Origin of the sequence: Aquincola tertiaricarbonis, from assembly GCF_000969605.1 — a bacterium.
In the GTDB taxonomy this organism is placed as follows: Bacteria; Pseudomonadota; Gammaproteobacteria; order Burkholderiales; family Burkholderiaceae_C; genus Aquincola; species Aquincola tertiaricarbonis.
Genome location: NZ_JZUE01000002.1, coordinates 1 through 26,357 on the forward strand (window position 1 = coordinate 1; position 26,357 = coordinate 26,357).

19 protein-coding genes are annotated in these 26,357 nt (G+C 68.8%); 12 read left to right on the forward strand and 7 right to left on the reverse strand.

Annotated features, from left to right (window positions below):
- Positions 1 to 26 precede the first annotated feature (26 nt).
- From phnX to VO99_RS02550, 6 genes are read right to left on the reverse strand one after another with little or no spacing between them, the layout of a single operon-like run.
- The gene (gene phnX / locus VO99_RS02525) at positions 27 to 866 is read right to left on the reverse strand and encodes a phosphonoacetaldehyde hydrolase (protein WP_046111251.1); all 840 of its coding nucleotides are present in this window, start codon (positions 864 to 866) and stop codon (positions 27 to 29) included.
- A gap of 22 nt (positions 867 to 888) precedes the next feature.
- Positions 889 to 2,010 carry a TIGR03364 family FAD-dependent oxidoreductase gene (locus VO99_RS02530; protein ID WP_046111252.1) on the reverse strand — a complete coding sequence of 374 codons (1,122 nt, stop codon included), beginning with the start codon at positions 2,008 to 2,010 and terminating at the stop codon, positions 889 to 891.
- Between the two features lie 9 nt (positions 2,011 to 2,019).
- A complete protein-coding gene (locus VO99_RS02535) occupies positions 2,020 to 3,123 on the reverse strand; it encodes a 2-aminoethylphosphonate--pyruvate transaminase (protein WP_046111253.1) in 1,104 nt (367 codons plus the stop codon).
- Between the two features lie 13 nt (positions 3,124 to 3,136).
- Positions 3,137 to 4,894, reverse strand: coding sequence for a putative 2-aminoethylphosphonate ABC transporter permease subunit (locus tag VO99_RS02540; RefSeq protein ID WP_375136377.1), 1,758 nt, complete (start codon positions 4,892 to 4,894; stop codon positions 3,137 to 3,139).
- Positions 4,891 to 6,012: a putative 2-aminoethylphosphonate ABC transporter ATP-binding protein gene (locus tag VO99_RS02545; protein ID WP_046111254.1), complete on the reverse strand. Its 1,122-nt coding sequence runs from the start codon at positions 6,010 to 6,012 to the stop codon at positions 4,891 to 4,893. Before VO99_RS02545 ends, VO99_RS02540 begins: the two co-directional genes overlap by 4 nt.
- 9 nt (positions 6,013 to 6,021) lie before the next feature.
- Entirely contained in the window at positions 6,022 to 7,041 is a 1,020-nt protein-coding gene (locus tag VO99_RS02550) for a putative 2-aminoethylphosphonate ABC transporter substrate-binding protein (protein ID WP_502528725.1), read from the reverse strand.
- A gap of 179 nt (positions 7,042 to 7,220) precedes the next feature.
- On the opposite strand from VO99_RS02550, the gene VO99_RS02555 reads away from it, so the two are divergent.
- The 12 genes from VO99_RS02555 (at position 7,221) to VO99_RS02610 (ending at position 25,516) form a co-directional block, all read left to right on the forward strand.
- Positions 7,221 to 7,922 carry a phosphonate utilization associated transcriptional regulator gene (locus VO99_RS02555; RefSeq protein WP_046111256.1) on the forward strand — a complete coding sequence of 234 codons (702 nt, stop codon included), beginning with the start codon at positions 7,221 to 7,223 and terminating at the stop codon, positions 7,920 to 7,922.
- Between the two features lie 16 nt (positions 7,923 to 7,938).
- Entirely contained in the window at positions 7,939 to 8,490 is a 552-nt protein-coding gene (locus tag VO99_RS02560; RefSeq protein WP_046111257.1) for a phosphonate degradation HD-domain oxygenase, read from the forward strand.
- Positions 8,483 to 9,376 (forward strand): EamA family transporter, encoded by an 894-nt coding sequence (locus VO99_RS02565; protein WP_232315247.1) that lies wholly within the window; start codon positions 8,483 to 8,485, stop codon positions 9,374 to 9,376. Before VO99_RS02560 ends, VO99_RS02565 begins: the two co-directional genes overlap by 8 nt.
- 74 nt (positions 9,377 to 9,450) lie before the next feature.
- Positions 9,451 to 10,857, forward strand: coding sequence for a phospholipase D-like domain-containing protein (locus tag VO99_RS02570; RefSeq protein ID WP_046111258.1), 1,407 nt, complete (start codon positions 9,451 to 9,453; stop codon positions 10,855 to 10,857).
- Positions 10,858 to 10,889: 32 nt separating this feature from the next.
- Positions 10,890 to 11,465, forward strand: coding sequence for a tRNA adenosine(34) deaminase TadA (tadA, locus tag VO99_RS02575; protein ID WP_052736044.1), 576 nt, complete (start codon positions 10,890 to 10,892; stop codon positions 11,463 to 11,465).
- A complete protein-coding gene (locus VO99_RS02580; RefSeq protein WP_083440307.1) occupies positions 11,465 to 12,511 on the forward strand; it encodes an LD-carboxypeptidase in 1,047 nt (348 codons plus the stop codon). Before tadA ends, VO99_RS02580 begins: the two co-directional genes overlap by 1 nt.
- A 187-nt stretch (positions 12,512 to 12,698) precedes the next feature.
- The gene (locus VO99_RS02585; protein WP_046111260.1) at positions 12,699 to 14,924 is read left to right on the forward strand and encodes an ABC transporter substrate-binding protein; all 2,226 of its coding nucleotides are present in this window, start codon (positions 12,699 to 12,701) and stop codon (positions 14,922 to 14,924) included.
- A 21-nt stretch (positions 14,925 to 14,945) separates the two neighbouring features.
- Positions 14,946 to 15,929: an ABC transporter permease gene (locus VO99_RS02590; RefSeq protein WP_046111261.1), complete on the forward strand. Its 984-nt coding sequence runs from the start codon at positions 14,946 to 14,948 to the stop codon at positions 15,927 to 15,929.
- 14 nt (positions 15,930 to 15,943) lie between these two features.
- Positions 15,944 to 17,401 (forward strand): ABC transporter permease, encoded by a 1,458-nt coding sequence (locus VO99_RS02595; RefSeq protein WP_046111262.1) that lies wholly within the window; start codon positions 15,944 to 15,946, stop codon positions 17,399 to 17,401.
- A gap of 1 nt (position 17,402) precedes the next feature.
- Positions 17,403 to 19,301: an ABC transporter ATP-binding protein gene (locus VO99_RS02600; RefSeq protein WP_046111263.1), complete on the forward strand. Its 1,899-nt coding sequence runs from the start codon at positions 17,403 to 17,405 to the stop codon at positions 19,299 to 19,301.
- Positions 19,302 to 19,496: 195 nt separating this feature from the next.
- Complete coding sequence (locus VO99_RS02605; RefSeq protein WP_198156845.1) at positions 19,497 to 22,043, forward strand: TonB-dependent receptor; 2,547 nt, start codon at positions 19,497 to 19,499, stop codon at positions 22,041 to 22,043.
- An 848-nt stretch (positions 22,044 to 22,891) separates the two neighbouring features.
- Positions 22,892 to 25,516, forward strand: coding sequence for a TonB-dependent receptor domain-containing protein (locus VO99_RS02610; protein WP_198156846.1), 2,625 nt, complete (start codon positions 22,892 to 22,894; stop codon positions 25,514 to 25,516).
- Between the two features lie 66 nt (positions 25,517 to 25,582).
- Here VO99_RS02610 and VO99_RS02615 read toward each other — a convergent pair whose 3' ends face one another.
- On the reverse strand, positions 25,583 to 26,341 hold the full coding sequence (locus VO99_RS02615; protein ID WP_046111265.1) for a 3-hydroxyacyl-CoA dehydrogenase: 759 nt from the start codon (positions 26,339 to 26,341) through the stop codon (positions 25,583 to 25,585).
- Between the last annotated feature and the right edge of the window lie 16 nt (positions 26,342 to 26,357).

Here is a 26,357-nt window from a genome sequence, read left to right on the forward strand (position 1 = left end):
GGATACAACCTATTGAAGCTTCACAGCTAGGTGGGCTGGACGGATTGGCCCTCCGGTCGCTCGCCGCGCAGCAGCCGCGCCTGGATGTCGTCGATCACCGGCAGCAACTCGGCCACGCTGTCGATCACGTAGTGCGCGCCGGCGGCCTGCAGGGCGGCGGTGGCGGCTTGGCGGCGGGCCTGCTGCTGCGCTTCGTCCAAGGCCTGCCACTCGGCCAGCGTCAGGCCGTTGGCATTGCCGCTGATGGCCAGGCCCACCGCCCAGGTGCCGGCGTGGCGGCCTTCCTCCAGGCCGACGCCGGTGTCGTCCACCTTCACCACCGTGTGCGGCGGCCACACGCCCAGGTCGGCGAAGGTGCGGTACATCATCAGCGGGCTGGGCCGGCCGGCGGCCAGGTCGCCGGCACACACCAGGTTGTCCGGCACGTATCCGCCGCGGGCGGCGATCGGCGTCACCACCTCCATGATCGGCCGGTTGTAGCCGGTGGTGCTGCCGATCTTCAGGCCGCGTGCGCGCAGGGCATCCACCGTGGCCAGGGCGCCGGGAATGAAGCCGGCATGGTCGGGCACCACCGCGGCATTCATCGGCGTGAACACGTCGTACAGATGATCCGCGTCGGCATCGGTGAAGGGCCGGCCATGGCGGGCCTGCCATTGCGCGGCGATGCGCGGCAGCCGGCCCAGCGCCTGGATGTGGTCCCACTTGGCCATGCCCATCGGCCCGCGCGCCTCGGCGATGCTGATCTGCACCCCGAACTGCTCGAACAGGCGCACGAAGGCGCCCATCGGCGCGCAGGAGCCGAAGTCGATGATGGTGCCCGCCCAGTCGAAGACGACGGCGGTGAGCTGGGAGGAGGTTGGGTGCATGAGGGTTTCCAGGCGGTGCGGCTCACCAGGCGTCGAACACCTCTTCGGCGATGCCGAAGGCGGTGCTGGCGCCGGTGCCGCTGGTGACGACGACACGCCGCACGGCATCGCACGGCGCGTCGATCAGGCAATCGGTGTGGGGCGACGACACGTACTGGCCCAGCCAGCGTTCGGTCACGCGGCCCTCGGTCAGCCGCAGCAGGCGCCGCAGGTGGTGCAGGATCAGGGCCTCGACGTCGGCACTGGCGAAGGGCTCCGGCGCGGCGCCGTAGTGGTGCGAATCGCCCACCACCAGGCTGCCGTCGGCGCTCTGCACCGCGATCAGGTGGATGCCGTGGGCCAGCGCGTCGGGCTCCTCCCGCTGCAGCTGCTGGCGCAGGGCCTGCGCGGCCGGCTGCGCGGCGAAGCCGCCGTAGCGCACCAGGCTCAGGTCGCCCATCACCGCGCCGGGCAGCCTGAAGCCCGCCTGCGGCTGCACCCGCAGCATCTGCAGCTGGCACAGGCGCAGGCCGTGCGGGGCCAGGCGCTCGGGCTGCAGGCTGGCCAGGTCGGTGTGGGTGCACAGCACGATGCGCTCGGCCTGCAGCATGCCGCGGCCGGTGTGCAGCCGCGGCGCATCCACCTGCAGCACCGCCTCGTCGAAGCGGAAGACCACGCCATGTGCCTCGGCCAGCCAGCGTGTGAGGAGGCCGATGGCGGTGCGCGATTCCACGCGCAGCTCGTGCGGGCTGTGCAGCACCGCGGCGGCATCGGCCAGTGCCAGCGCATCGGCCCGGCGGGCGGCTTCGGCCGGGCTCATCAGGCTGCAGCCGTCGGCCATGTCGCCGTGCATGAACTGTTGCAGCACCTCGGCCGCCGCAGGCCGCCGGGCCACCAGCCACAGGCCCTGGTGCAGCACCGCGATGCCGGCCTGCGGCGCCACCTCGGCCCATAGGTCGCGCGCACGGCGGGCCCGGCGCCAGGTGTCACCGGCCGCCTGGCCGGTGACGGTGATGAAGCCGAAGTTGCGGATCGAGGCGCCCACGCAGGCCGCGTCCCGCTCGACCACGCACACCCGCCAGCCGCGGCGCGCGGCGGCGTACGCATGGGCCAGGCCGACGATGCCTGCGCCGACCACCACCACGTCGAAGTGCCGTGCTGCCATCGAGCGGCTTCAGGCGCGCAGGCCCATCGCGCGCAGGGTGTGGCCCACCGCGTCCACCGCCTGCTGCATCTCCTTGCGGCCGATGGCGCCGATGCAGCCGACGCGGAAGGTGTCCACCTCGGTCAGCTTGCCGGGATACAGCAGGAAGCCCTGGGCCTTGGCGCTGGCGTAGAAGGCGCCGAAGTCGTAGCGCGCGTCGGCCGGCGCGAGGAAGGTGACGATGATGGGCGACAGGTGCTCGGGCGCCAGGAAGGTGCGCAGGCCCAGCGTCGCCATGCCGTCGGTCAGGGTGTCGAAGTTGTCGGTGTAGCGGGCCAGGCGGGCCGGCTGGCCGCCTTCCTCCTGGTACTGGGCCAGGGCCTCGGCCAGCGCCGCCACCACATGCGTGGGCGGCGTGAAGCGCCACTGGCCGGTGCGCTCCATGTAGGCATGCTGGTCGTGCAGGTCCATCGCCAGCGAATGGCTGTTGCCGGCGCATTCGGCCAGCACCTCCTTGCGCACGAAGACGAAGCCCATGCCGGGCACGCCTTCCAGGCACTTGCCGCTGGCGGCGATCAGCGCGTCGAAGCGGATCGCGCGGGCATCGATGGGCAGCGCTGCGAAGCTGCTCATCGCATCGACGACCAGCCGGCGGCCCAGGCGCTGGCACACCTCGGCCACCTCGGCCAGCGGGTTGACGATGCCGGTGCCCGTCTCGCAGTGGATCAGCCCCACGTGGGTGATGCTGCGGTCGGCCAGCAGCAGGGCCTCCAGCTCGGCGGGTGAGACGGGCAGGTGCTCCGCCCGCGTGGCCACCGTGGTGCGGCGGCCCATCAGCGTGGCCACCTTGCCCAGGCGCTTGCAGTAGGCGCCGTTGTCCAGCACCAGCAGGTGGCCGTCGCGCGGCACCACCGTGGCCACCGCCGCCTCCACGCTGAAGGTGCCGCTGCCCTGCAGGGGCACCACCGCATGGGTGTCATGGCCGTGCAGGATGTCGAGCAGGCCATGCCGCACGCGGGCGGTGAGGGCGTTGAAGTCGGCGTCCCAGGAGCCCCAGTCCTTGAGCATCGCCAGCTTGGTGCGCAGCGTGGTGGTCAGCGGGCCGGGGGTGAGCAGGATGTGGTCGCGGTCCATGGTGCAGGGTCGGTCAGGGGGCAGGGCGGCGCCAGGCCTGGGTGCGGCGGTCCACCCAGGTGCCCAGGGCCAGGTACAGCAGCGTGACGGTGCCGGACACCGCCACGATCAGCACCGCCATCGCCGCGGCGGCGCCGGTTTCGCCGGCTTCGTCCAGGTTGAGGATGGCCACCGAGGCCAGCCTGGTGTCGGGCGTGTAGAGGAACACCACGGCCGAGATGGTCGTCATCGCATTGACGAAGAAGTAGCGCGACACATCCAGCAGCGTGGGCAGGCAGATCGGCAGCGTGACCCGCCAGAAGGTCTTGTAGAACGGCACCTTGAGCGAGGCCGAGACCGACTCGAACTCGGGATCGATGGCCTTCAGCGCGGTGACCATCGTCAGGTGCCCGGTGGTGTAGAAGTGCACCACGGTGCACAGCACCAGCAGCGCGCCGGTCTGGTAGAGGCCGTGCAGCGGATTGGCCGGCGCATTGAAGAAGAAGATGGTGCCCAGGCCCAGCACCAGCCCGGGCACGGCCATCGGCAGCAGGGCCATCAGCCTCACCGCCGGCCGCGCCCAGCCCAGGCCGCGCGTCTTCTCCAGCAGGTAGGCGCCGACGAACACCAGCACCGGCCCGATCACCGCGGTGCCGGCGGCCAGCTTCAGGCTGTTGAACAGGGCATCGCCCAGCTCGGCGTCGACGATGCCGGCGATGTAGTGGTCCAGGCTGGGCGCCAGGTTGTAGGGCCACAGCTTGGCGAACGAGGCGAACACCGCCATGCCGAACATCGCCAGCATCAGTGCCGCCACGGTCATGCAGAAGGCCGTCATCGCCGCATCGAAGCCACGCGCCGGCCGCGGCACCAGGGCCACCGCGCGGGCGCCCAGCATGGCCGTCTGGCGCCGCTGCACCAGGCCGTCCACCGCGAAGCTGAGGGCGGCCGGGGCCAGCAGCAGCAGCGCCACCACCGCGCCGCGCTGGAAGTCCTGCTGGCCGATCACCAGCTTGAACACGTCGGTGGCCAGCACGTTGAAATTGCCGCCCACCACCTTCGGGATGCCGAAGTCGGTGACGACCAGCGTGAAGGTGACCAGGCCTGCCGAGACCAGTCCGTAGCGCGCCCCCGGCAGCGTGATGGTGACGAACTTGCGCAGGGTGGAGGTGCCCATCGCATCGGCCGCCTCGTACAGCCGGGCATCGGCCATGGCCAGCGCGCTGACCAGGATCATCAAGGTATGCGGGAACACCGCGAAGCATTCGGCCAGCACGATGCCCGGCGCGCCGTACAGGCCGCTGAAGCCCAGCCCCAGCCAGAAGTCCTTGGCCAGGCCCTGGTTGCCGAACCAGTAGATCAGCGAGATGGCCGACAGCAGCGAAGGCGCCAGCAGCGGCAGCAGCGTGATGCTGCGCAACAGGCCCTTGGCCGGCATGCAGCTGCGGGTGAGCGCATAGGCGAAGGTGAAGGCCAGCGGCAGCACGATGAGCGTGACCAGGCCCGAGACCCAGAGGCTGTTGAGCAGGCTTTGCCGTAGCGCGGGCGAGGCCAGGTAGGCGCCGAAGCGCGCCCAGCGCGAAGCCGGGGCCGCGGCCGCATCGCCGGGCTGGAAGGCCTGCGACAGCAGGGCCGCGAGCGGCCCCAGCAGCCCGGCGGCCAGCACCAGCGCCACCAGCAGCAGGCCGGCCTGCGAGAGCCGGTCGGTCCAGTGCATGCGCTGGCGAGGCGCTGCTGCGGCCGTGCGGGCAGGAGCGGCGGCAAGCACGGGCAGGGCCATCGGCGGCGTGCTCATGCGGCCGCGCCGGCGGAAGACGTGGCCGGGAACACCCGCAACCGGTCGGTGCGCAGGGCAAAGCGCAGGGCCGCGCCTTCACGCACGCCGAACTCCTCCATCTGGTTGAGCGAGAACTGCAGCTGCACCGGCTGGCCCGGCAGGCCGTCCACCGCCATTTCGGCCAGGCAGTTGCTGCCGGCGAATTCGATGCGCTGCACGGTGCCGCTGCAGGCGCCCGGGTGGGTCGCGTCGAAGCCTTCGACGAGGCGGTCTTCCGGCCGCAGGTACAGCGCCACCGGCGCGCCGGGGCGGAACCCGGCGGCCTGGCCCGGCGGGCACTGCAGCCGCAGCGCGCCGGCGCGGAACCAGCGGTCGCCCTCGGCCACCGCCTGCAGCCGGCTGGCCTTGCCGACGAAATCGGCGACGAAAGGCGTGGCCGGTTCGCGGTACACCTGCATCGGCGTGCCCACCTGCTCGATCACGCCATGGTTCATCACCACGATGCGATCGGCCACCGACATGGCTTCCTCCTGGTCGTGCGTGACCATGATGGTGGTGACGCCCAGCTGCCGCTGCAGCGCGCGGATCTCCTTGCGCAGCCGCAGCCGCACGATGGCGTCCAGCGCCGACAGCGGCTCGTCCAGCAGCAGCAGCCCGGGCGAGGTGGCCAGCGCACGCGCCAGCGCCACCCGCTGCTGCTGGCCGCCCGACATCTGCGCCGGGTACTTGCCGCCGCTGCCCGGCAGGCCCACCAGCGCCAGCAGTTCTTCCACCCGCGCGGCCACGGCGGCCCGGGGCTGGCGGCGGTTCACCAGCCCGTAGGCCACGTTGTCGGCGATGCTCAGGTTGGGGAACAGCGCATACGACTGGAACACGATGCCGTAGTCGCGGTCGGCCGGCGGCAGGGCGGAGATGTCGCGCCCGGCCTGGACGATGCGGCCCACGTCGTGCTGCTCCAGCCCCGCGATGATGCGCAGCAGCGTGGTCTTGCCGCAGCCCGAGGGGCCGAGGAAGCACACGAACTCGCCGCGGCGGATCTGCAGGTCGACGTCGCTCAGCGCCTGGAAGGCGCCGAAGCGCTTGCCCACGCCTTCGAGCTGCAGGTAGGGCAGGGCTTCGTCGTACAGGGTGGCCACGGCAGCGGCCTACTTCTTCGCTTCGCTCTTGGCGTCGTAGCGCTTGGACCATTCCGTGAGGATGGCGTCGCGCTGCGCGGCGGCGTAGTTGAAGTCCATCTTGATCAGCCGCGACTCGTAGTCGGCCGGGATGTGCTCCAGCTTGGGCGCCACGCCGGGCTGCGCGGTGAGCGCGAAGTTCTTGCCGTAGAGCACCATCGCGTCCTTGCTGGAAGCCCAGTCGGCCAGCTTCCTGGCGGCGGCCAGGTTCTTCGTCCCCTTGTGGATGCCGAAGGACTCCAGGTCCCAGCCCAGGCCTTCCTTCGGGAACACCAGCTCGATGGGCGCGCCCTTGGCCTTGTTGGTGTAGCCGCGGTATTCCAGCGAGATGCCGGCCACGTACTCACCGGCGGCGGCCATGTTGCAGGGCTTGGAGCCGCTGTGCGTGTACTGCGCGATGTTCTCGTGCAGCGCGTCCATGTACTTCCAGCCGCCGCCCTTGCCGCCGTCGTCGCCCCACATCTGCAGCCAGGCCACCACGTCGAAGTAGCCGGTGCCCGAGGAAGCCGGGTTGGGCATCACCACCTGGCCCTTGAACTCGGGCCGGGTGAGGTCCTTCCAGCTGGTGGGCAGCGGGATGTTGCGCTTCTTCGCTTCCACGGTGTTGAAGCACACCACCGCGCCGAAGACGTCCATGCCCCACCAGGCCGGCGGGTTCTTGGCGTCCCGGTACTTGGCCATGATGGCGTCGAGGTTCATCGGTGCATAGGGCTCCAGCATGCCGTTGCGGTCGAGCAGGGCCAGGCTGGAGGCGGCCACGCCCCACACCACGTCGGCCTGCGGATTGGCCTTCTCGGCCAGCAGCTTGGCGGTGACGACGCCAGTGGAGTCGCGAACCCACTTGATCTCGATGTCGGGGTGGGCCCTGTTGAAGGCCTGCTGGTAGGCCTTGAGCTGGTCGGTCTCCAGCGCGGTGTACACCGTCAGCTGCGTCTTGTCGGCCGCCTGGGCGGCAGCCACCATCAGCAGCCCGGCCACCGCGGCCATCATCGTCTTGCGGAAACCCATGCTTGAACCCCTTGCGTCGGTTGGTGCGAATGACCCGTTTATGTCTTGGCAACGTGACAAGCGCATGAATTCGGGGCGTCAGCAAGAACAAGGCCAACGAAAGATCGCTGATTGACGATTGAAGATTGTCGACAATCAGCCGGCTGGGGCATACTTTGGCCATGACCGACAGCGCCGCCGCACCGCCGCATCCCACCATCGCCCAATTGCAGGGCACGTCACTGGCCGACCTGGTGCAGGCCGAGCTCGAGCGGCTGATCCTGCAAGGCGTGCTGGCCCCTGGCGACAAGCTCACCGAGGCTGCGCTGGCCGCGCAGCTCGGTGTCTCGCGCGGGCCGCTGCGCGAGGCCTTCCGCCGGCTGGAGGAAGCCGGCCTGGTGCGCACCGAGAAGAACCGCGGCGTGTTCGTGCGCAGCCCGCCGATCGACGAGGTGCTGGAGATCTTCGAGGTGCGCGCGATGATGGACCAGTACATCGGCCGCAAGCTGGCGCAGTCCCTGGGCACGGCGCAGGTGCGCGAGCTGCGCCGCATGGCCGACGAGATGGACCGCGCCGCCAAGGCCGGCGATGCCGACACCTTCCATGCCAGCAACCTGCAGTTCCACGACCGGCTGCTGGCGCTGGCCGGCAACCAGAAGCTGGCCGCCACCTACCGCAAGCTCACCAAGGAGCTGACGCTGCACCGCAGGCAGAACCTGTCGGGCGAATCGATGGCGGTGTTCGCACGCGAGCACAAGCAGATCGTCAAGGCCATCGCCTCCGGCGACGCCGAGGCGGCCGGCGAGGCCATGTTCCGCCATGTGATGAACAGCCGCGAGCGCACGCTGCACAAGCACCTGCAGCAGCAGGCCGCGGCGGCCTGAGGCAGGACAGCGCAGCATGGCCCTGACGCTGGAAGACATCGAGGCGGTGTTCGCGGCCCGCGGTGCCGAGCAGTACGCCGGCGAGCCGGTAACGCAGCAGGAACACGCGCTGCAGGCCGCCTGGCTGGCCGAGCAGGCCGGTGCCGACGACGAACTGGTCACGGCCGCGCTGCTGCACGACCTGGGCCACCTGCTGGCCGACCACGGCGCCACGCCCACGCTGCGCGGCATCGACGACCTGCACCAGTACCTGGCGCTGCCCTTCCTGCGCCCGCTGTTCGGTGAACGGGTGCTGAACGCCATCGCCCGCCATGTGGATGCCAAGCGCTACCTGTGCGCGGTGCGGCCTGGCTACCACGCGGCGCTGTCCACCGATTCGCAGCGCAGCCTGCGGCTGCAGGGCGGCGTGTTCGACGCTGCGCAGGCGCAGGCCTTCATCGCCCAGCCGCATGCGCAGGAAGCGGTGGCGCTGCGGCTGTGGGACGACGCGGCCAAGGCGCCCGGCCTGGCCATGCCGCCGCTGGCGCATTACCTGGCCCGGGCGCGCCGCTGCGCCGCCGGTGGCTGAGGCAGCACCGCTGCTGCCGGGTGCCCTGGGCGGCGGCGTGCTGGCCGCGGTGCTGTGCGGCGCCGCGCTGCATGCCAGCTGGAACGCGCTGATCAAGTCGGCCGCCGACAAGTCGCTGGACACCGCGCTGATCCATGCGCTGGGCCCGGTGATCGCGCTGCCGCTGCTGCTGTTCACCGGCCTGCCGCCGGCCGCGGCCTGGCCGTACATCGGCCTGTCCGCGCTGATCCACATCGGCTACTACGTGGCCCTGGCCAGTGCCTACCGGCATGGCGACCTGGGCCTGACGTATCCGCTGATGCGCGGCGGCGCGCCGCTGCTGGTGGCCGTGGGCGGGCATGCGCTGATCGGCGAGGGGCTGTCGGCCACCGCCTGGGCCGGCGTGGCCACCGTGAGCGTGGGCGTGGTGCTGCTGGGCCTGGCGCGCAGCGGCCACACCGGACCGGAGGCCCAGCGCCGCAAGGCCATGCGAATGGCGCTGTTCAACGCGGCCATCATCGCCGCCTACACGGTGGTGGACGGCCTGGGCGTGCGCGCCAGCGGGCATGCCGGCGCCTATGTGGCCGCGCTGTTCCTGTTCGATGGCCTGCCGTACTTCGCCCTGGTGATGTGGCAGCGCCGCGCCGACCTGCCGGCCGCGCGCCGCTACATGGCGCGGCGCTGGCCGGTGGCCGCGCTGGGCACCGCGGCCTCGCTGGGCAGCTACGGCATCGCGCTGTGGGCCATGACCCGCGCGCCGGTGGCCGCCGTGGCGGCACTGCGCGAAACCTCGGTGCTGTTCGCGGCGCTGCTGGGCACCTGGCTGCTGCGCGAGCCCTTCGGCTGGCAACGCGCGGCCGGCACCGCCATCATCGTGGCCGGGGTGATGGCGCTGCGGCTGGGTTAGCCCACTGCGGCGCGGCCGCCAGGGCGGCTATCCTGCGGGGCGTTGTCGTCGTCCACGGAGTGCCACCACCGCCGATGCTGCCGGTCCTCACGCTTGCCCATTGGCTGAGCCTGCACGGCCTGGTCACCGTGATCGCGCTGCTGATCTACGTGATCACCGCCCATGTGCTGGGTCAGCGGCGCCAGCCGGCGGCCGCCGTGGCCTGGGTGCTGTTCATCCTGCTGGTGCCTTACCTGGCGCTGCCCGGCTTCCTCATCTTCGGCTCGCGCAAGCGCACCCGGCCGGTGCGGCTGGCCGGCGCCCATCCGGTGGGCGAGGCCACCAGCTGGGCCGAGCAGACCGCGCTGGCACTGCGCCAGCCGGCTGCGGCACCGTATGCGGACCTGGCCATCCATGCCGACGGCGCGGCGGCCCGCGGCGCGCTGTGGGAGGTGATCGACCAGGCCCGCCATTCCATCGACCTGTGCACCTTCATCATCGGCCGCGATGCCTTCGGTCAGGCGGTGGTGGAGCGGCTGGCCGCGCGGGCGCGTGCCGGCGTCACCGTGCGGCTGATGCTCGATGGCCTGGGCGCGCTGATGGGCGGCCGGCCCGAGCTGGAAGTGCTGAAGGCCGCGGGCGGCCATTCGGTGCAGTTCGTGCCGCCGCTGCATTCACCGCTGAAGGGCCGCACCAACTTGCGCAACCACCGCAAGCTGCTGGTGGCCGATGCCGGCCTGCCGACGCAGCGGCTGTGGTGCGGCGGGCGCAACCTGGCCAGCGAGTACTTCGACGGCGAACCCGGCAGGCCCGCCTGGCACGACCTCAGCTTCGACCTGCGCGGCCCCTTCGTGCAGCAGGCCAGCGCGCTGTTCCGCCACGACTGGCGCTTTGCCGGCGGCCGGCCGCGGCTGCCCGCGCCGGCGCTGCCTGCCTTGCCGCCCCCCGGGCCCGGCCCGCAGTGCAGCGCCCGGGCGCAGATGGTGGCCAGCGGGCCCGACCAGCTGGACGACACCATCCAGTCGATGCTGGTGACGGCCGCCTACCGCGCCCGCAGCCGGCTGATGATGGTCACGCCGTACTTCGTGCCCGACTCGTCCCTGCTGGCCGCGCTGTGCCTGGCGGCCCGCCGCGGCGTGGTGGTGGACCTGCTGCTGCCGGCCCGCTCCAACCACCGCATGTCCGACATTGCCCGCGGCCGCGCGCTGCGCGCGCTGGCCGCCGCCGGTGCACGGCTGTGGCTCACGCCGCACATGCTGCATGCCAAGCTGGTGGTGGTGGACGAGGTGCTGGCCCTGGCCGGCTCGGCCAACATCGACAGCCGCAGCCTGTTCCTCAACTACGAGCTGATGGTGGCCTTCCACGACCAGCCGGCCATCGCCGCCTTCGCCCAGTGGTTCGAGCACGAACGCCGCCTGGCCCGGGCGCACCTGCCGCGCAAGGCCGGGCTGCTGCGCGACGTGGGCGAGGGCCTGGTGCTGTGGGTGGGCTTCCAGCTGTAGGGCGTCGCATGGCCGGCTGGTAACGTAGCGGCATGTCCGCAGTGCCTTCTCCATTGCCCGCCAGCCCGGCGGATGAACATGCCATGCGCCTGGCGCTGGACCAGGCCCTGAATGCGCAGCTGGCGGGCGAGGTGCCGGTGGGCGCGGTGATCCTGCGCCACGGCCAGGTGATCGCCACCGGCTACAACCGGCCCATCACCACCCACGACCCCACGGCGCATGCCGAGATCGTGGCGCTGCGCCATGCCGCGCAGCTGCTGCAGAACTACCGCCTGCCGGAGTGCGAGCTCTTCGTGACGCTGGAGCCCTGCGCCATGTGCGCAATGGCACTGATGCATGCCCGCTTCAAGCGGGTGGTGTTCGCGGCGGCCGATCCCAAGACCGGCGTGGCCGGCTCGGTGATCGACCTCTTCGCCCAGCCCCAGCTCAACCACCACACCACGGTGCAGGGCGGCGTGCTGGCCGAGGCCAGCGCGCAGCTGCTGCGCGGCTTCTTCGCCGAGCGCCGCGCGCGGCAGAAGGCCCTGCAGGCCGCCCGCCGCGGCCCGCCCCCCATTCCCACCGGCGAGGCCACCGAGCTGCCCGCCGACCCGTCCCCCGAGCCCTGATGACCGCCACCTCCCGCAAGACCGCCGCGCCGGCGCACGACCATGCCCACCATGACCACCGTCATGGCCATGACCACCACGGGCATGCCCACGATGCCCACCGCGACCATGCCGCCCACGGCGTGCCCGACGGCCCGCGCACGCTCACGTTGTTCTCGCCCGCGGGCGTGGTGGTGCAGGCCGCGCCGGTGCGCCGCGCCGCCCGCCGCCTGAAGGCCCATGGCTTCGAGGTCACCATCGACGCCGATGCGCTGGGCAAGCACCAGCGCTTCGCCGGCACCGACGACATCCGCCTGGCCGCGCTGCACCGGGTGGCCGAGGCCGCACCCTCGGTGGCCCTGGCCACGCGCGGCGGCTACGGCATGTCGCGCCTGCTGGACCGCATCGACTGGCCGCTGGTAGCCCGCAGCATCGAGCGTGGCACGCGCTGGGTGGGCTACAGCGACCTCACCGCGCTGCAGCTGGGCCTGCTGGCCCATGCGCCGGCCGGCGTCACCTGGGCCGGGCCGATGGCCGCTGGCGACTTCGGCGCCACCGACGAGGAGGGCGGCGTGGACGACGTGACCGAGGGCTGCTTCCTGGAGGCCATGTCCGGCGAGCTGGAAGCGCTGGGCTTCCGCACGGGCGAGGGCTTCGACGGCCTGGAAGCCCGCGGCACGCTGTGGGGCGGCAACCTGCGCGTCATCAGCACGCTGCTGGGCACGCGGCACTGGCCGGCCACGCGGCGCATCAAGGGCGGCATCCTGTTCATCGAGGAGGTGAACGAACATCCCTACAGCATCGAGCGCAGCCTGCTGCAGCTGCACCAGGCCGGCGTGCTGGCACAGCAGAAGGCCGTGCTGCTGGGCGAGTTCACCGCCTGGCGCAAGTCGCCGCTGGACCGCGGCTACACGCTGAAGTCGGCCATCGAGCACCTGCGCTCCGTGTGCCCGGTGCCCATCCTCACCGGGCTGCCCTTCGGCCATGTGCCCACCAAGGTATGCCTGCCGGTGGGCGCCAGGGTGACGCTGGCCGTGCAGGGGCGGGACGCCTTCATCGGCTGGTAATCACGGGGGCCGGCGCCAGGCTGTCTCCCACGGGACATCAAGTTGTACGTACAACTCCCTGGCATGGAAGCTGCAAATCTGGCAGATGTCTTCTCCTAGAATCCGCGCCTTCCGTGGGGTGCCTGGGCCACGAGCCCGCAGTTCGCCAACGCGGCATAACGATCTGCGCAACACGCGAGGAGCATGCATGGGCATTCATGGGTGGGTTCGATGGGGCAAGGCCTTGGCGGCCGCGGCGCTGGCCGCCGGCCTGGCCGCGTGCAACAACAATCCCTGGCCTGAAGATGCCGCCGCTTCCAACACGCTGTACACCGCGGCCATCGAGAACTCTCCCCGCCACCTGGACCCGGTGGCCAGCTACTGGTCGAACGACACGCCGTTCACCTACCAGATCTATGAGCCGCCCTACGGCTACCACTACCTGAAGCGGCCCTTCGTGCTGGTGCCGAAGAGCGCGGCCGAGGTGGTCAAGCCGCACTACCTGGACAAGAACGGCCAGCCGCTGCCCGACGATGCCGACAGTGCGGTGATCGCCGAAAGCGTCTACGACATCCCGATCAAGCCGGGCATCCTGTTCCAGCCGCATCCGGCCTTTGCCAAGGACGAGCAGGGCCGCTATCGCTACCACGCGATGAAGCCGGGCGAGCTGGGCGGCCGCCGCACGCCGGTGGACTTCGAGCACACCGGCACCCGCGAGCTGGTGGCCGAGGACTTCGTCTACGGCCTGAAGCGGCATGCCACCACCCGCATCACCACGCCGATCGCCGGCATCTTCGGCGAGTACATCGTGGGCCTGCGCGAGTACACCGCGCTGGTCAAGGCCGAGGACGCCAAGCTGCGCGAAGGGCTGGATCCGTCCAGCCTGGACAAACCCTTCCTCGACTTCCGCCAGTGGCCGCTGGCCGGTGCCAGCGCACCCGAGAAGCACCTGCTGCGCATCCGCATCAAGGGCAAGTATCCGCAGTGGAACTACTGGCTGCAGATGACCTTCACCGCGCCGGTGCCCTGGGAGGCCGATGCCTTCTATGCCCAGCCCGGCATGGCCGAGCGCGGCATGACGCTGGACCGCTGGCCGGTGGGCACGGGCCCGTTCATGATGACCGAGTTCGTGCAGGACCGCCGGCACGTGATGGTGCGCAATCCCAACTACCGCGGTGAGCCGTATCCCTGCGAGGGCGACGAGATCGCCAAGGCCACCGGCCTGCTGGCCGACTGCGGCAAGAAGACGCCGTTCCTGGACAAGATCGTCGTCACGGTGGAGCGCGAGGCCGTGCCGCAGAAGGGCAAGTTCCGCCAGGGCTTCTACGACGTGGAGGTGTTCGAGCGCACCGACACCGGCAAGGACTACCTGGTGGACATGCAGGACTCCGACGCCGTGCGCCGCGAGTACACCGAGAAGGGCTTCCGGCTGGACACCCGCTCCGACGTCAACAGCTACTTCATCGCCTTCAACATGCTCGACCCGGTGATCGGCGTCGGCAGCACGCCCGAGCAGGCCGAGCGCAACCGCAAGCTGCGCCAGGCCATCTCCATCGCCATCGACTGGGAGGAATACAGCAAGGTCTTCCCGAAGAAGGCGGGCGACACCGCCATGAGCCCGCTGCCGCCGGGCATCGTCGGCTCGCGCGAGGAGGAGCCGGGCTACTTCAACCCGGTGACGCACCGCCTGGTGGACGGGAAGGTGCAGCGCCGGCCCATCGCCGATGCCAAGCGGCTGCTGGCCGAGGCCGGCTACCCCAATGGCCGCGACGCCAGGACCGGCCGCCCGCTGGTGCTCAACTACGACTACTACGCACCGCCCACGCCCGAGCGCAAGCCGGAGATCGACTGGGTGGTGCGGCAGTTCGCCAAGATCGACGTGCAGCTTGAGGTGCGCGCCACCGACAACAACCAGTTCCAGGACAAGGTGCGCAAGGGCACCTACCAGGTGTTCTGGCTGGGCTGGAATGCAGACTACCCCGACGCGGAGAACTTCCTGTTCCTGCTGTACGGCCCCAACGGCAAGACCAAGCACGACGGCGAGAACACCTCCAACTACGCCAGCGCCGAGTTCGACCGCCTGTACGGCCGCATGAAGACGCTGGACGACGGCCCCGAGAAGCAGCAGCTGGTCGACGAACTGGTGAAGATCGCGCAGACCGACGCGCCCTGGACCATGGGCTTCTTCCCGCATGCGTCGGCTGCGGTGCAGCACTGGGTCTACAACTCGCGCCCGGCCATCCTGGTGCGCGACCAGGGCCGCTACCTGCGGGTGGATGCGGCCGAGCGGGTGGCGCGCCAGAAGGCCTGGAACCAGCCGGTGTGGTGGCCCGCCGTGCTGATGGCCGTGGCGGTGGTGGTGCTGGTGGTGGTGGCCGCGCGCAGCCTGCGCCGGCGCGAACGCATGAACGCCCGTGGCGAAGTGCTGGCCTAGACGAAGCGGAGCCCTGACCCGATGCTTTCCTATGTGATGCGCCGCATCGTCTACGGCGCGCTGATCCTGCTGGGTGTGAACCTGGCCACCTTCGTGCTCTTCTTCACCGTCAACACGCCGGACGACATGGCGCGGCTGAACCTGGGCGGCAAGCGCATCACCCAGGAGGCCATCGAGCGCTGGAAGGAGGAACGCGCCTACGACAAGCCGCTGTACTTCAATGCGCAGGCCCAGGGCACGGCCCAGCTCACCGACACCATCTTCTGGGACCGCTCGGTGTCGCTGTTCGCGCTGAAGTTCGGCCGCGCCGATTCAGAGAGCGCCGGCGACATCGGCGCCGAGGTGGCCACCCGCATGAAGGTCAGCCTGCAGATGGCGCTGCCGCTGTTCGTGCTGCAGGTGATCGCCAGCACCGCCTTTGCGTTGCTGCTGGTGATGCTGCGCGGCACGCGGCTGGACGTGTGGGGCGTGGTGGCCTGCGTGGTGATGTTGTCCATCTCCAGCCTGTTCTACATCATCGTGGGGCAGTTCCTGTTCTCGCGGGTGCTCAAGCTGGCGCCGATCTCGGGCTATGCGCCGGGGCTGGATGCGGTGAAGTTCCTGGTGCTGCCCATCCTGCTGTCGCTGGTGGCGCGGCTGGGCGGCGAGGCCCGGCTGTACCGGGCCATGTTCCTGGAGGAGATCGGCAAGGACTATGTGCGCACCGCCCGTGCCAAGGGCCTGTCGGAGGCGGTCGTCCTGTACAGGCATGTGCTGCGCAACGCGCTCATCCCCATCATCACCAGCGCCGGCTCCTACCTGCCCTACGTGTTCCTCGGCAGCCTGGTGTTCGAGAGCTTCTTCGGCCTGCCGGGCCTGGGCGCCTACGTGATCGAGGCCATCGGCAAGCAGGACTTCGCCATCGTGCGCACGATGGTGTTCCTCGGCTCGCTGCTCTACATCGCCACCTATGTGCTGATCGACATCGCCTACACCTGGGCCGACCCCCGGGTGCGCCTCAGCTGACCTGCGAGCCTTCCATGCCCAAGTTCGTTCTGCTCTGGACCGACGCCGCGATCTGGCTGCTGCTGCTGGCCCTGCTGGCTTATAGCCTGATGGTGGTGCGCAAGCCCGCGCTGTCGGCCAACTGGCGCAAGGTGTTCCGCGATCCGGCGGCGCTGGCGTCTTCCCTCATCCTGCTGCTGTGCCTGGGCATCACGTTGGTGGACAGCATCCACTACCGCCCGCTGCTGCCGCCGGCACCCGGCGCCGCCGCGGACGCCGGGCCGGCCTACGACGCACGCACCCGCTCCCTGCTGGACATGCTGATGTGGGACCTGGTCGCTGCGCGGGAGTCCACCTACTCGCATCCGCTGGCCGCCGTCAGCTGGAACCGCGAATCCAGCGAGGTGGACGGCCAGGTGGTGCGCACCGCGCCGCGGCTTCAGTTCGGCGGCGCACACCTGAAGGACCCCGAGACCGAGCTGCTGGGCGACGTGGCCTGGCGGGCCGGCGTGGGCCTGCTGGCCGGCGCCCTGGCGGCCGCCTTGCTGACGGTGGCGCTGCTGGCCATGATCGGCCGTGCCCGCGGCACCGGCCTGGCCGAGACCTGGGCCGCCGTGCGACACCGCGAAGGGCAGGTGCCCTGGCATGCGCTGCTCATCACGCTGTGGCTGGTGGCCCTGGTGGTCGGCCCCAGCACCATGCTGTCCGGCCCCTACCACCTGATGGGCACCGACCGCACCGGCAACGACGTGCTGTACCAGGCCATCAAGAGCATCCGCACCGCCTTCGTCATCGGCACGCTGGCCACCGTGGCCACGCTGCCGCTGGCGGTGGTGCTGGGCATCATGGCCGGCTACTTCAAGGGCTGGGTGGACGAGCTGATCCAGTACCTCTACACCGTGCTCAGCTCGGTGCCCAACGTGCTGCTCATCGCGGCCTGCGTGCTGATGGTGCAGGTGTTCCTCGACAAGCACCCGGAGCTGTTCGAGACCGGCGCCGAGCGGGCCGACCTCAAGCTCTTCCTGCTGTGCGTGGTGCTGGGCGCCACCGGCTGGGCCGGCCTGTGCCGCCTGCTGCGCGGCGAGACGCTCAAGCTGCGCGAGCTGGAATACGTGCAGGCCGCCAATGCCTTCGGCGTGGGCCATGGCCGCATCATGGTGCGGCACATCTTCCCCAACGTGGCGCACCTGATGCTCATCGTCACGGTGCTGGAGTTCTCCTCGCTCATCCTCTACGAGGCGGTGCTGTCGTACGTGGGCGTGGGTGTCGATCCGTCGATGAACAGCTTCGGCGGCATGATCAACCTGGCCCGCTCCGAGATGAGCCGCGACCCGGTGGTGTGGTGGTCGTTCGCGGCGGCCTTCGGCTTCATGGTCACCGTGGTGCTGGCCGCCAACCTGTTCGCCGACGGCGTGCGCGACGCCTTCGATCCACGCGCGCGGACCTTCCGTGCCCGCGTGCTGCGGCGCGAACGCAAGACACAAGGGGCCTGACGTGCTGCGCATCGACAACCTGAAGGTGGAGCTGGACAGCGAAGCCGGCCTGGTCAAGGCCATCGACGGCCTGGACCTGGCCATCCGCCGCGGCGAGACTTTCGCGCTGGTGGGCGAGTCCGGCTGCGGCAAGAGCATGACCGCGCTGGCGCTGATGCGCCTGCTGCCCGACAACGGCACCGTGGCCCAGGGCCGCGTGCTGCTGGGCGACGAGGACCGCCGCGGCGAGACCGATGTGCTCAGCCTGCCCGAATCGCGCATGCGCGCGGTGCGCGGCGGGCGCATCGGCATGATCTTCCAGGAGCCTTCCACCAGCCTGAACCCGGTGATGAAGGTGGGCCAGCAGATCGTGGAAGCCATCGAGGCGCACACCGCGCTGCGCGGCGATGCGGCCCGCGCCAAGGCCATCGACTGGCTGCGCCGCGTCGGCATCCCCGAGCCCGAGCGCCGCATCGACGAGTACCCGTTCCGCATGAGCGGCGGCCAGAAGCAGCGGGTGATGATCGCGATGACGCTGGCCACCGAGCCCGACTTCGTGGTGGCCGACGAGCCCACCACGGCGCTGGACGTCACCATCCAGAAGCAGATCCTGGAGCTGCTGCGCGACCTGCAGCGCGAGCAGGGCATGGGCATGCTGCTCATCACGCACGACCTGGCGGTGGTCAGCGGCATGGCCCACCGCGTGGCGCTGATGTACGCAGGGCAGATCATCGAGGTGTCCGAGGCCGCCGACTTCTTTGCCCACCCGCGCCATCCGTATGCGCGCGCGTTGCTGAAGGCATTGCCGGATGCCCAGCGCCGCGACCAGCCGCTGGCCGCCATCGCGGGCACCGTGCCGCCGCTGACCACCACCTTCACCGGCTGCCGTTTCGCGCCGCGCTGCGACCGGGTGATGCCGCATTGCGCGACCACGCTGCCCGAGTTGTACGAGACCGCGGCGGCCGGCCAGGCGCCGCACCCGGTGCGCTGCCTGCTGTACGTGGACGATGCCCGCCTGGCCGCGCTGGCCGCCGCGGCGCCGGCCGAGGCCACACCCGCGCCGCTGCCTCCCGCTGCCGCGGCCGAGGCCACCCGCGGCCTGCCGGTGGGCGCGCCGCTGCTGCAGGTGGAGGGGCTGAGGGTGCGCTTCCCGATCCGCAAGGGCGCGCTGCAGCGCGTGGCGGGCTACTTCGACGCGGTGGACGGCGTGAGTTTCCAGGTGGGCGCGGGTCGCACCTTGGCGCTGGTGGGCGAGTCGGGCTGCGGCAAGACCACCACGGGCAAGGCCATCGTGCAGCTGCTGCGCACCCAGGCCCGCATCGAGGGCCGGGCCCTGCTGGACGGCCAGAACCTGTTCGACATGAACGGCGATGCGCTGCGCGCGGCGAGGCAGCGCATCCAGATCATCTTCCAGGACCCGTTTGCCTCGCTGAACCCGCGCATGCGCGTGTTCGACGTGCTGGAGGAAGGCCTGATGTCGCTGCGCACCGAGATGGACGCCGGTGCACGAAGAGCGCGCATCGAAGCCCTGACCGATCAGGTCGGCCTGCGCCGGGAGGCGCTGCACCGCTATCCGCACGAGTTCTCCGGCGGCCAGCGCCAGCGCATCGCCATCGCGCGTGCACTGGCAGTGCAGCCGCAGCTGATCGTGTGCGACGAGCCGACCTCCGCGCTCGACGTGTCGGTGCAGGCGCAGATCCTCAACCTGCTCAAGCAGCTGCAGCGTGAGCTGGGTATCAGCTACCTGTTCATCACGCACAACATCGGCGTGGTGGAGTACATCGCGGATGAGGTGGCGGTGATGCAACGCGGGCGGATCGTGGAGCAGGGGGCGGCGGCCAGCGTGCTGGATGCGCCGACGCAGGGGTATACGCGCACGCTGTTGGCGGCGGTACCTCGCTTGCAAATGCACCCGGCTTGACGGTCGAGCGACGCGTTGCAGCATCCCAACGACAGTTGATGATTTTGATAGGTGGTAGCCCGAATAGATAGAAATATCGATTCTTCTGGCAGAAAGATTGCTTAACAATCAGCCTGTCCCTGCGAAATTAATACTTTCAGCAATGAATGTCTTGATGCAAGGCTGACTGTGCAATCAACTGCTAGGAGAAATATGGTGAAGAAGACGGCAAGCAGTACCGCCGTGGTGGGCTTCTGTTTGCTCGCTGCGGGTGTGGCTAGTGCGCAACCGACCCAACGGGTCGAGATCACTGGCTCGGCGATCAAACGACTTGATGCCGAGGGTCCCGCGCCGGTGGATGTTTTCACCCGCAAGGACATCGCCCGCACCGGCGCCACCACGGTCTCGGAACTGGTCAAGAGCATTTCCGCGCTGGAGATTGACGACCAGGGGGAGATGACCCAAGGTTCGCCTTCAGGCTCCGGTGCATCCAATCTGCAAATGCGCGGTTTGAGCGAGCGGAACATCCTCATCCTGTTGAACGGCAGGCGCCTGCCGGTAGCAGCCATCCAGGATGGCTCCGGCTCTGGCGCGGCAGTCGACGTCAACAACATTCCGCTCAGTGCCATCGAACGGGTGGAAATCCTGAAAGACGGTGGGTCCGCCATCTACGGCGCGGATGCCGTTGCGGGCGTCATCAACTTCATCACAAAGAAGAACTACACCGGCATTGAAGCGCGCGCGGGTATCGGCCAAAGCACGCATGGCGATGCGACTGAAAAGACCGGTGGCTTGACCTTCGGTCTGGGCAACTATGACGAAGGCGGCTTCAATCTGCTTGCTGCCGTGGATGTGCTTAAACGTGACCCCCTGCCGCGCGCGGCGCGCCGCCTTACTCGCTCGGCCGACTTCCGGAATGTGGCTGGCCCCGATGCGCTGGACGGCCGTAGCACCTTTCACCCCGTTGGCAACATCGTTAGCGGCCCCGGCGCACCGGGACAGGTGCGCGATTGCCCGCCTGAGGACCTGAAAGGTGGTCTCTGCCGGTTCGATTACAGCCGGAGCATCCTCAACTCCATCAACGGCGCTGATCGTGTCAGCGCCTTGCTCATCGGCAACCTGAAGCTCGGAACTTCTACGCGCGCATTCACGGAGGTCATGCTGTCCCGGTCGGACGATACTTTCAAGTCGCAGCCGGCGCCATTTGCGTACACCGACTCGGAAGGTACCACCTACCGGCACCGCGCAATGCAATTCGGTCCCCGCACCACGGACAGGCACTCCACCCTCACCAACCTGGTGCTGGGATTCGAGGGAAGCCACTTCGGGATCGATTGGGACATCGCCGCAGGTCAGGGCACCAACAAGACCAGCAACAACGATCGCAATTTTGCCGCAGTCGACAAGACCTACGCGGCGCTGGACGACGGCACCTTCGACCCCACGGTAACGACCAATCCGCAATCGATCATCGACGCGCTCAGCCTGCGCCCAACGCGCACTGGCAAATCGGTCCTCAAGTTTTTCAATGCCAAAGGCAGCGGCCAACTGGCCGAACTGCCCGGCGGGCCGCTGGGTTACGCGGTGGGGGTCTCCTTCAACCAGGAGTCGCTGACTGACATCCCGGATGACGACCAGATTGGCAACAACGTGCTGGGCAGCATTGCCCAGGCACCTGTGAACGCCAAACGCAGCTCGCAGGCGATCTTTGGCGAGTTGTCGATTCCGATTTTCACAGGCCTTGAAGCCCAGCTGGCTGTTCGCCATGACCGTTTCACTGATGTGTCCGCCGTCGTGGACGGTGAAAGGCAGTCGTTCTCCGGCTACAGCAAGACCAGCCCCAAGGTGGCGCTGCGGTACCAGCCCAGCAAGCAGTTCATGGCGCGCGCTTCTTACGCGGGCAGCTTTCTGCCGCCCAGCTTGAAACAGCAGTTTGGTGGCGTGGACCAAGGTGCCAATTCCACCAGCGACGCGCTGATCTGCAACGCTTTCCCAACCTTGTCGGGCAACTGTGACAGCTTCCCGTACCAGCAGATCACTGGCTCCAACCCGGGTTTAAAGCCTGAAGTGGGCAAGACCTGGAACCTGGGTTTTGTCATCGAACCCATACCCCAGTTCAGCGCGGGCATCGACTTCTTCTGGATCAAGAAGCGGGACGAAATTTCGCAGCCTACGGTCGAGACGGCGGTGGTCAATGGTGCCGTTGCAATCAGCACTGCGGGCGAGGCGCAGGTCTTTACCAACAACTTGAATCTGGCATCCACCAAGGTGCGTGGTTATGACCTGCAGGTTCAGGCTCGTGCACTGAAGACGCCGTTGGGCCGTTTGTCGATCAAGAACACGCTGACGTATTACAACCAGCTGGAACAGCAGTTGTCCGGTGAACCGTCAGCAGAATACGTCGGCACGTTCCTGAAGCCCCGGTGGCGCAACACCTTGTCGGCCACGCTGGAAAACGACACATGGTCGGCCACCGCCACCGTGCGAACCACGGACAGCATGCGTGATACCGACCAGCCCTGGGGCAGTTTCGACTCCACCGAAACCCGCAAGATCAGTGGCCATGAGGAACTGGACTTGATGTTCCAGTACACCGGCGTCAAGTCGCTGACGCTGACGACCGGCGTGCGTAACCTGCTGAACCAGATGCCGCCGTACAGCGACATGGGCGCGTCGAATCAGTACGGAAGCATTGGGTTTCCCTGGATGTACAGCCCCCGGGGACGGTATGTCTTCGTGTCAGCCAACTATGCGTTCCGCTGACTGACCAGCGTACGCCTTTGCACCGCACTGCGGTGCAGACGTCTCTTGGATGCACAACGGGCCCTCGCGGCCCGTTTTTTCTTGCCCGTCAATCCGCACTACCGGCAAGCCCGGCACGGCCGTGGCGCGCGCGCACCATCAAGGTTTGTCCCAAGGCTGGCCCCGTAAATGCTTAAGGACAATCCAGACACGTAACGCAGCCAGTCGGGAACAAACAGAAACATTCGCCCAGCGTGCGCCTGTCTACGGGTGTGCTTTCACCCAGCAGCCTGCACCAACTGTGTGCACGCAATGTCGAGCCACCGTCTTGAACAATAGGTAGTCGCAGTCTTGTTCATTCCGCAGTACCGCTGTAGCCCCTCTTCGCGCCTGCCTGGCGCACCGGCACCCGCCGGTTACTTTCTCCCCACCGCCTTGTTGACCGGGACGCTTGCGCGTCGGCCCGGCGCAGGGCCGCGTGCGCACGTGTGAATTTCCGTTTTTTCCCTTAGAAAACCATGGAGGCCAGGCACCTGATCGGTAACCCCGCACCTTGATTCCTTGTTAACCGGGCATTGGCAACCCGCCTCTTGCCCGCAGGCGGCCACCAGGCTTCCTGCCATGTCATCGCATGCCACCGGCGCCACAAGCGCCCCGCAATGACATTTCTCCAGGTGGCTGGACACCTTGACTTGAACGTTAGGAGTATGAGTATGTTCAAACGCACGCAGTTACTGTCCAGCATACTGCTCGCCTTCGGCGGCACCGTTGGCCCCTTCGCCGGCGTCGCCTTGGCGCAAGAGAGCGCGCAACGCGTCGAAATCACCGGCTCGGCGATTCGCCGGGTGCAGGCGGAAGGTGCCCTTCCGGTGCAGGTGATCCGCAAGGAGGAGATCGACCGCACGGGCGCCACGTCCACGGTCGACCTTCTGCAGAAACTGCCCTCCATCCAGGGCGCGGTGACCGAGACCGCAGGTGTCGGTGGCAACAGCTACGGCTTCGCCGGCGTATCCATCCACAACCTGACCGAAAACCGCACCCTGGTGCTGCTGAACGGCCGCCGCCTGGCGCAGTTCGGTGGCCAGACCCTGACCGGCTTCGCCGCGGCGGTCGACCTCAACACCATTCCGATCGCCGCCATCGAGCGCATCGAGATCCTGTCCGACGGCGCCTCGGCCCTGTACGGCTCCGACGCCATCGCCGGCGTGGTGAACTTCATCACCAAGCGCGACACGCAGGAAGGCGACATCACCGTCGGCTACTCGCGGCCCTCCGATGGCGCCACCGAGAAGCGCGTGAACTTCTCCAAGGGCTTCGGCAACCTGGAGAGCGACGGCTACAACGTGCTCATCGCCGCCAGCGCCGACCGCCGCACCAAGCTGAACTCGACCGACCGCAAGTTCGCCAAGAGCGGCATCGTCAACTTCAACGCCAACGGCAAGACCTACCAGTTCTTCAACGGCTCGCCGCGCGGCATTCCTGCCAACACCACGGACGACGACGGCGACCTGGTCAGCCCCTACCTGCTGGCCAACGGCAGCTGCCCCGACGTGCACGTCTCGCTGGAAACGGCGCCGGGCAAGCGCGCCTGCTACTACGACTTCGTCACGCAGCTCGAGATCTACCCGGTGCGCGAGCGTGAGAGCTTCATGACCAGCTTCACCAAGAAGCTGGGCACCGACCACACCTTCGGCGCCGACCTGCTGCTGGCACGCACCAAGTCGATCTCGCGCATTGCACCGGTGCCGGGCGAAGTGCTGGTGGAAGCGGGCTCCGCGCTGCACAACCAGTACCTGCTGCCGGTGGGCATCACGGAGGACAGCGTGGCCTCGTACCGCGCCGCCGACCTGGGCAAGCGAACCAGCGACGACAAGGCCGACTTCCGCAACCTGAGCCTGAGCCTGAAGGGCACCGTGGCCGGCTGGGACTACGACACCGCGTACACCCACTCGGAAAGCATCGTCAAGGGCAGCATCTCGGGCTATCCCGGCGCCATCGCCTTCAACCGGCTGCTGACCAGCGGCCTGCTCAATCCCTTCGTGGGTCCGGGCCAGCAGAGCGCCGAAGCCCTGCAAGCCATCAACGGCGCCTCGTACAAGGGCTACTGGGACGGCGGCGAGTCCAAGCTCGACGGCGTCGAGCTGCGTGCGTCGCGCGCCTTTGGCCAGCTGGCCGGCGGCCCGATGCAGTTCGGCACCGGCATCAACTTCTTCAAGGAGCGCTTCGAGAGCAAGCCCAGCCTGTTCGCGCAGGGCGTGCTGACCAACCCGGTGACCGGCGAGCTGTGCGATCCGGACAACGACGCGCTGCCTTGTGACCAGCGCTTCGGCGATGCGTCGGCCAAGCCGCCGTACAAGTCGGACCGCCACGCCTGGGGCCTGTTCGGCGAGATGCTGTTCCCCATCGCGCGCAACTTCGAGCTGACCACCTCGGTGCGTTACGACAAGTACTCCGACTCGGGCAACTCCACCACCGGCAAGGCCGCGTTCCGCTGGAACCCGACGCCGCAGCTGCTGGTGCGCGGCTCGGTGGGCACGGGCTTCCGTGCGCCCACGGTGCCGCAGCTCAACGGTGCGCTGCAGTCCTATGGGGTGACGTCGGGCAACTACGACTGCACGCCGGAGCTGGCCGCCATCGCTGCCGCGCAGGGCGCCACCTGCCGCCCGAGCGGCACGCAGTACGACGTGTACGCCGGCGGCAACAAGGAGCTGAAGCCCGAGAAGTCGAAGCAGGCCACGCTGGGCATCCGCTTCGAGCCCAGCAGCGCGATCTCCGCCGGTGCCGACCTGTGGATGGTGGCGCTGCGCGACACCTTCGGCCAGATCACCGAGCAGGAGGCCTTCGCCAACCCGAACGCCTACGCAGGCGCGTGGACTTCGGCGGTGGACGTGGGCACGGGCACCAACTACCTGGCCTACAACCAGAGCAACCTGAACCTGGGCAAGACCTACATGAGCGGCATCGACTTCGATGTCGTGGGCCGCGTGCCCACGCCGCTCGGCACGGTCACCTCCCAGTTCGTGGCCACCTACATGCTGCGCGAGAAACAGCAGCTGGTGCCGGGCGGCGAGTACTACTCGGCCATCGGCAACAACAACGAGTCGCTGGGCACCGTCACCTTCCGGTGGCAGGGCCGCCTGACGACCTCGCTGCGCGCCGGTGCCTGGAACCACACGCTGGGCTTCAACTTCAAGACCGGCTACAAGGACGTGCCGGCCGAGGTGGAAGTGCTGGACGCCGCCGGCGTGGGCACGGGCGAGTTCGAGGAAGTGCGCCTGAAGGTCAAGCGCTACTACACCTTCGACTGGCAGAGCCGCGTGCAGCTGAACAAGCAGTTCGCCATCACCGCCGGCGTGCTGAACATCTTCGACCGCGCACCGCCGCTGTCGCTGGTGATCAGCGGCATCAACAAGGGCCAGATGGTGGGCTACGACGACCGCTACTACGACCCGCGCGGCCGCACCTTCTACATCAACGGCAACTTCGCCTTCTGATGCACCGTCCGGGCCGCACGCCCGGACGCACAGGAGCCCGCGGCCTTCACAGGCCGCGGGCTCTTTTCACTTCGGCGCCAGCCGGATCGCCCCGTCCAGCCGGATCACCTCGCCGTTGAGCATCTCGTTGGTGACGATGGCGTGCACCAGCTTGGCGTAGTCCTGCGGGGTGCCCAGGCGCGAGGGGAATGGCACGCCCGCGGCCAGCGCGTCCTGCACTTCCTGGGGCATGGAGAACAGCATCGGCGTGCCGAAGATGCCCGGGGCGATGGTCATGTTGCGGATGCCGTTGCGCGCCAGGTCGCGGGCGATCGGCAGCGTCATGCCCACCACGCCGCCCTTGCTGGCCGAATAGGCGGCCTGGCCGATCTGGCCGTCGTACGCGGCCACGCTGGCGGTGCTGATGAGCACACCGCGCTCGCCGGTGGGCTCGGGCTCGTTCTTCGCCATGGCCTCGGCGGCCAGGCGGATCATGTTGAAGCTGCCGATCAGGTTGACCGTGATCACCTTGGTGTAGAGCGACAGCGCATGCGCACCGTCCTTGCCCACCGTCTTGGCCGCGGGCGCGATGCCGGCGCAGTTCACCAGGCCCACCAGCTTGCCCAGCGACGTGGCTTTGGCCACCACGGCCTGGCCGTCGGCCTCCTGGCTCACGTCGCACCTGACGAAGGCGCCGCCCAGCTCGGCGGCCAGGGCTTCGCCCTTGTCGGCCTGCAGGTCGGCGATGACGACGGTGGCGCCGTGGGCGGCCAGCATGCGCGCCGTGCCTTCGCCCAGGCCCGACGCGCCGCCGGTGACGATGAAGACCTTGCCTGCGATGTCCATGCGTGATTACTCCTGA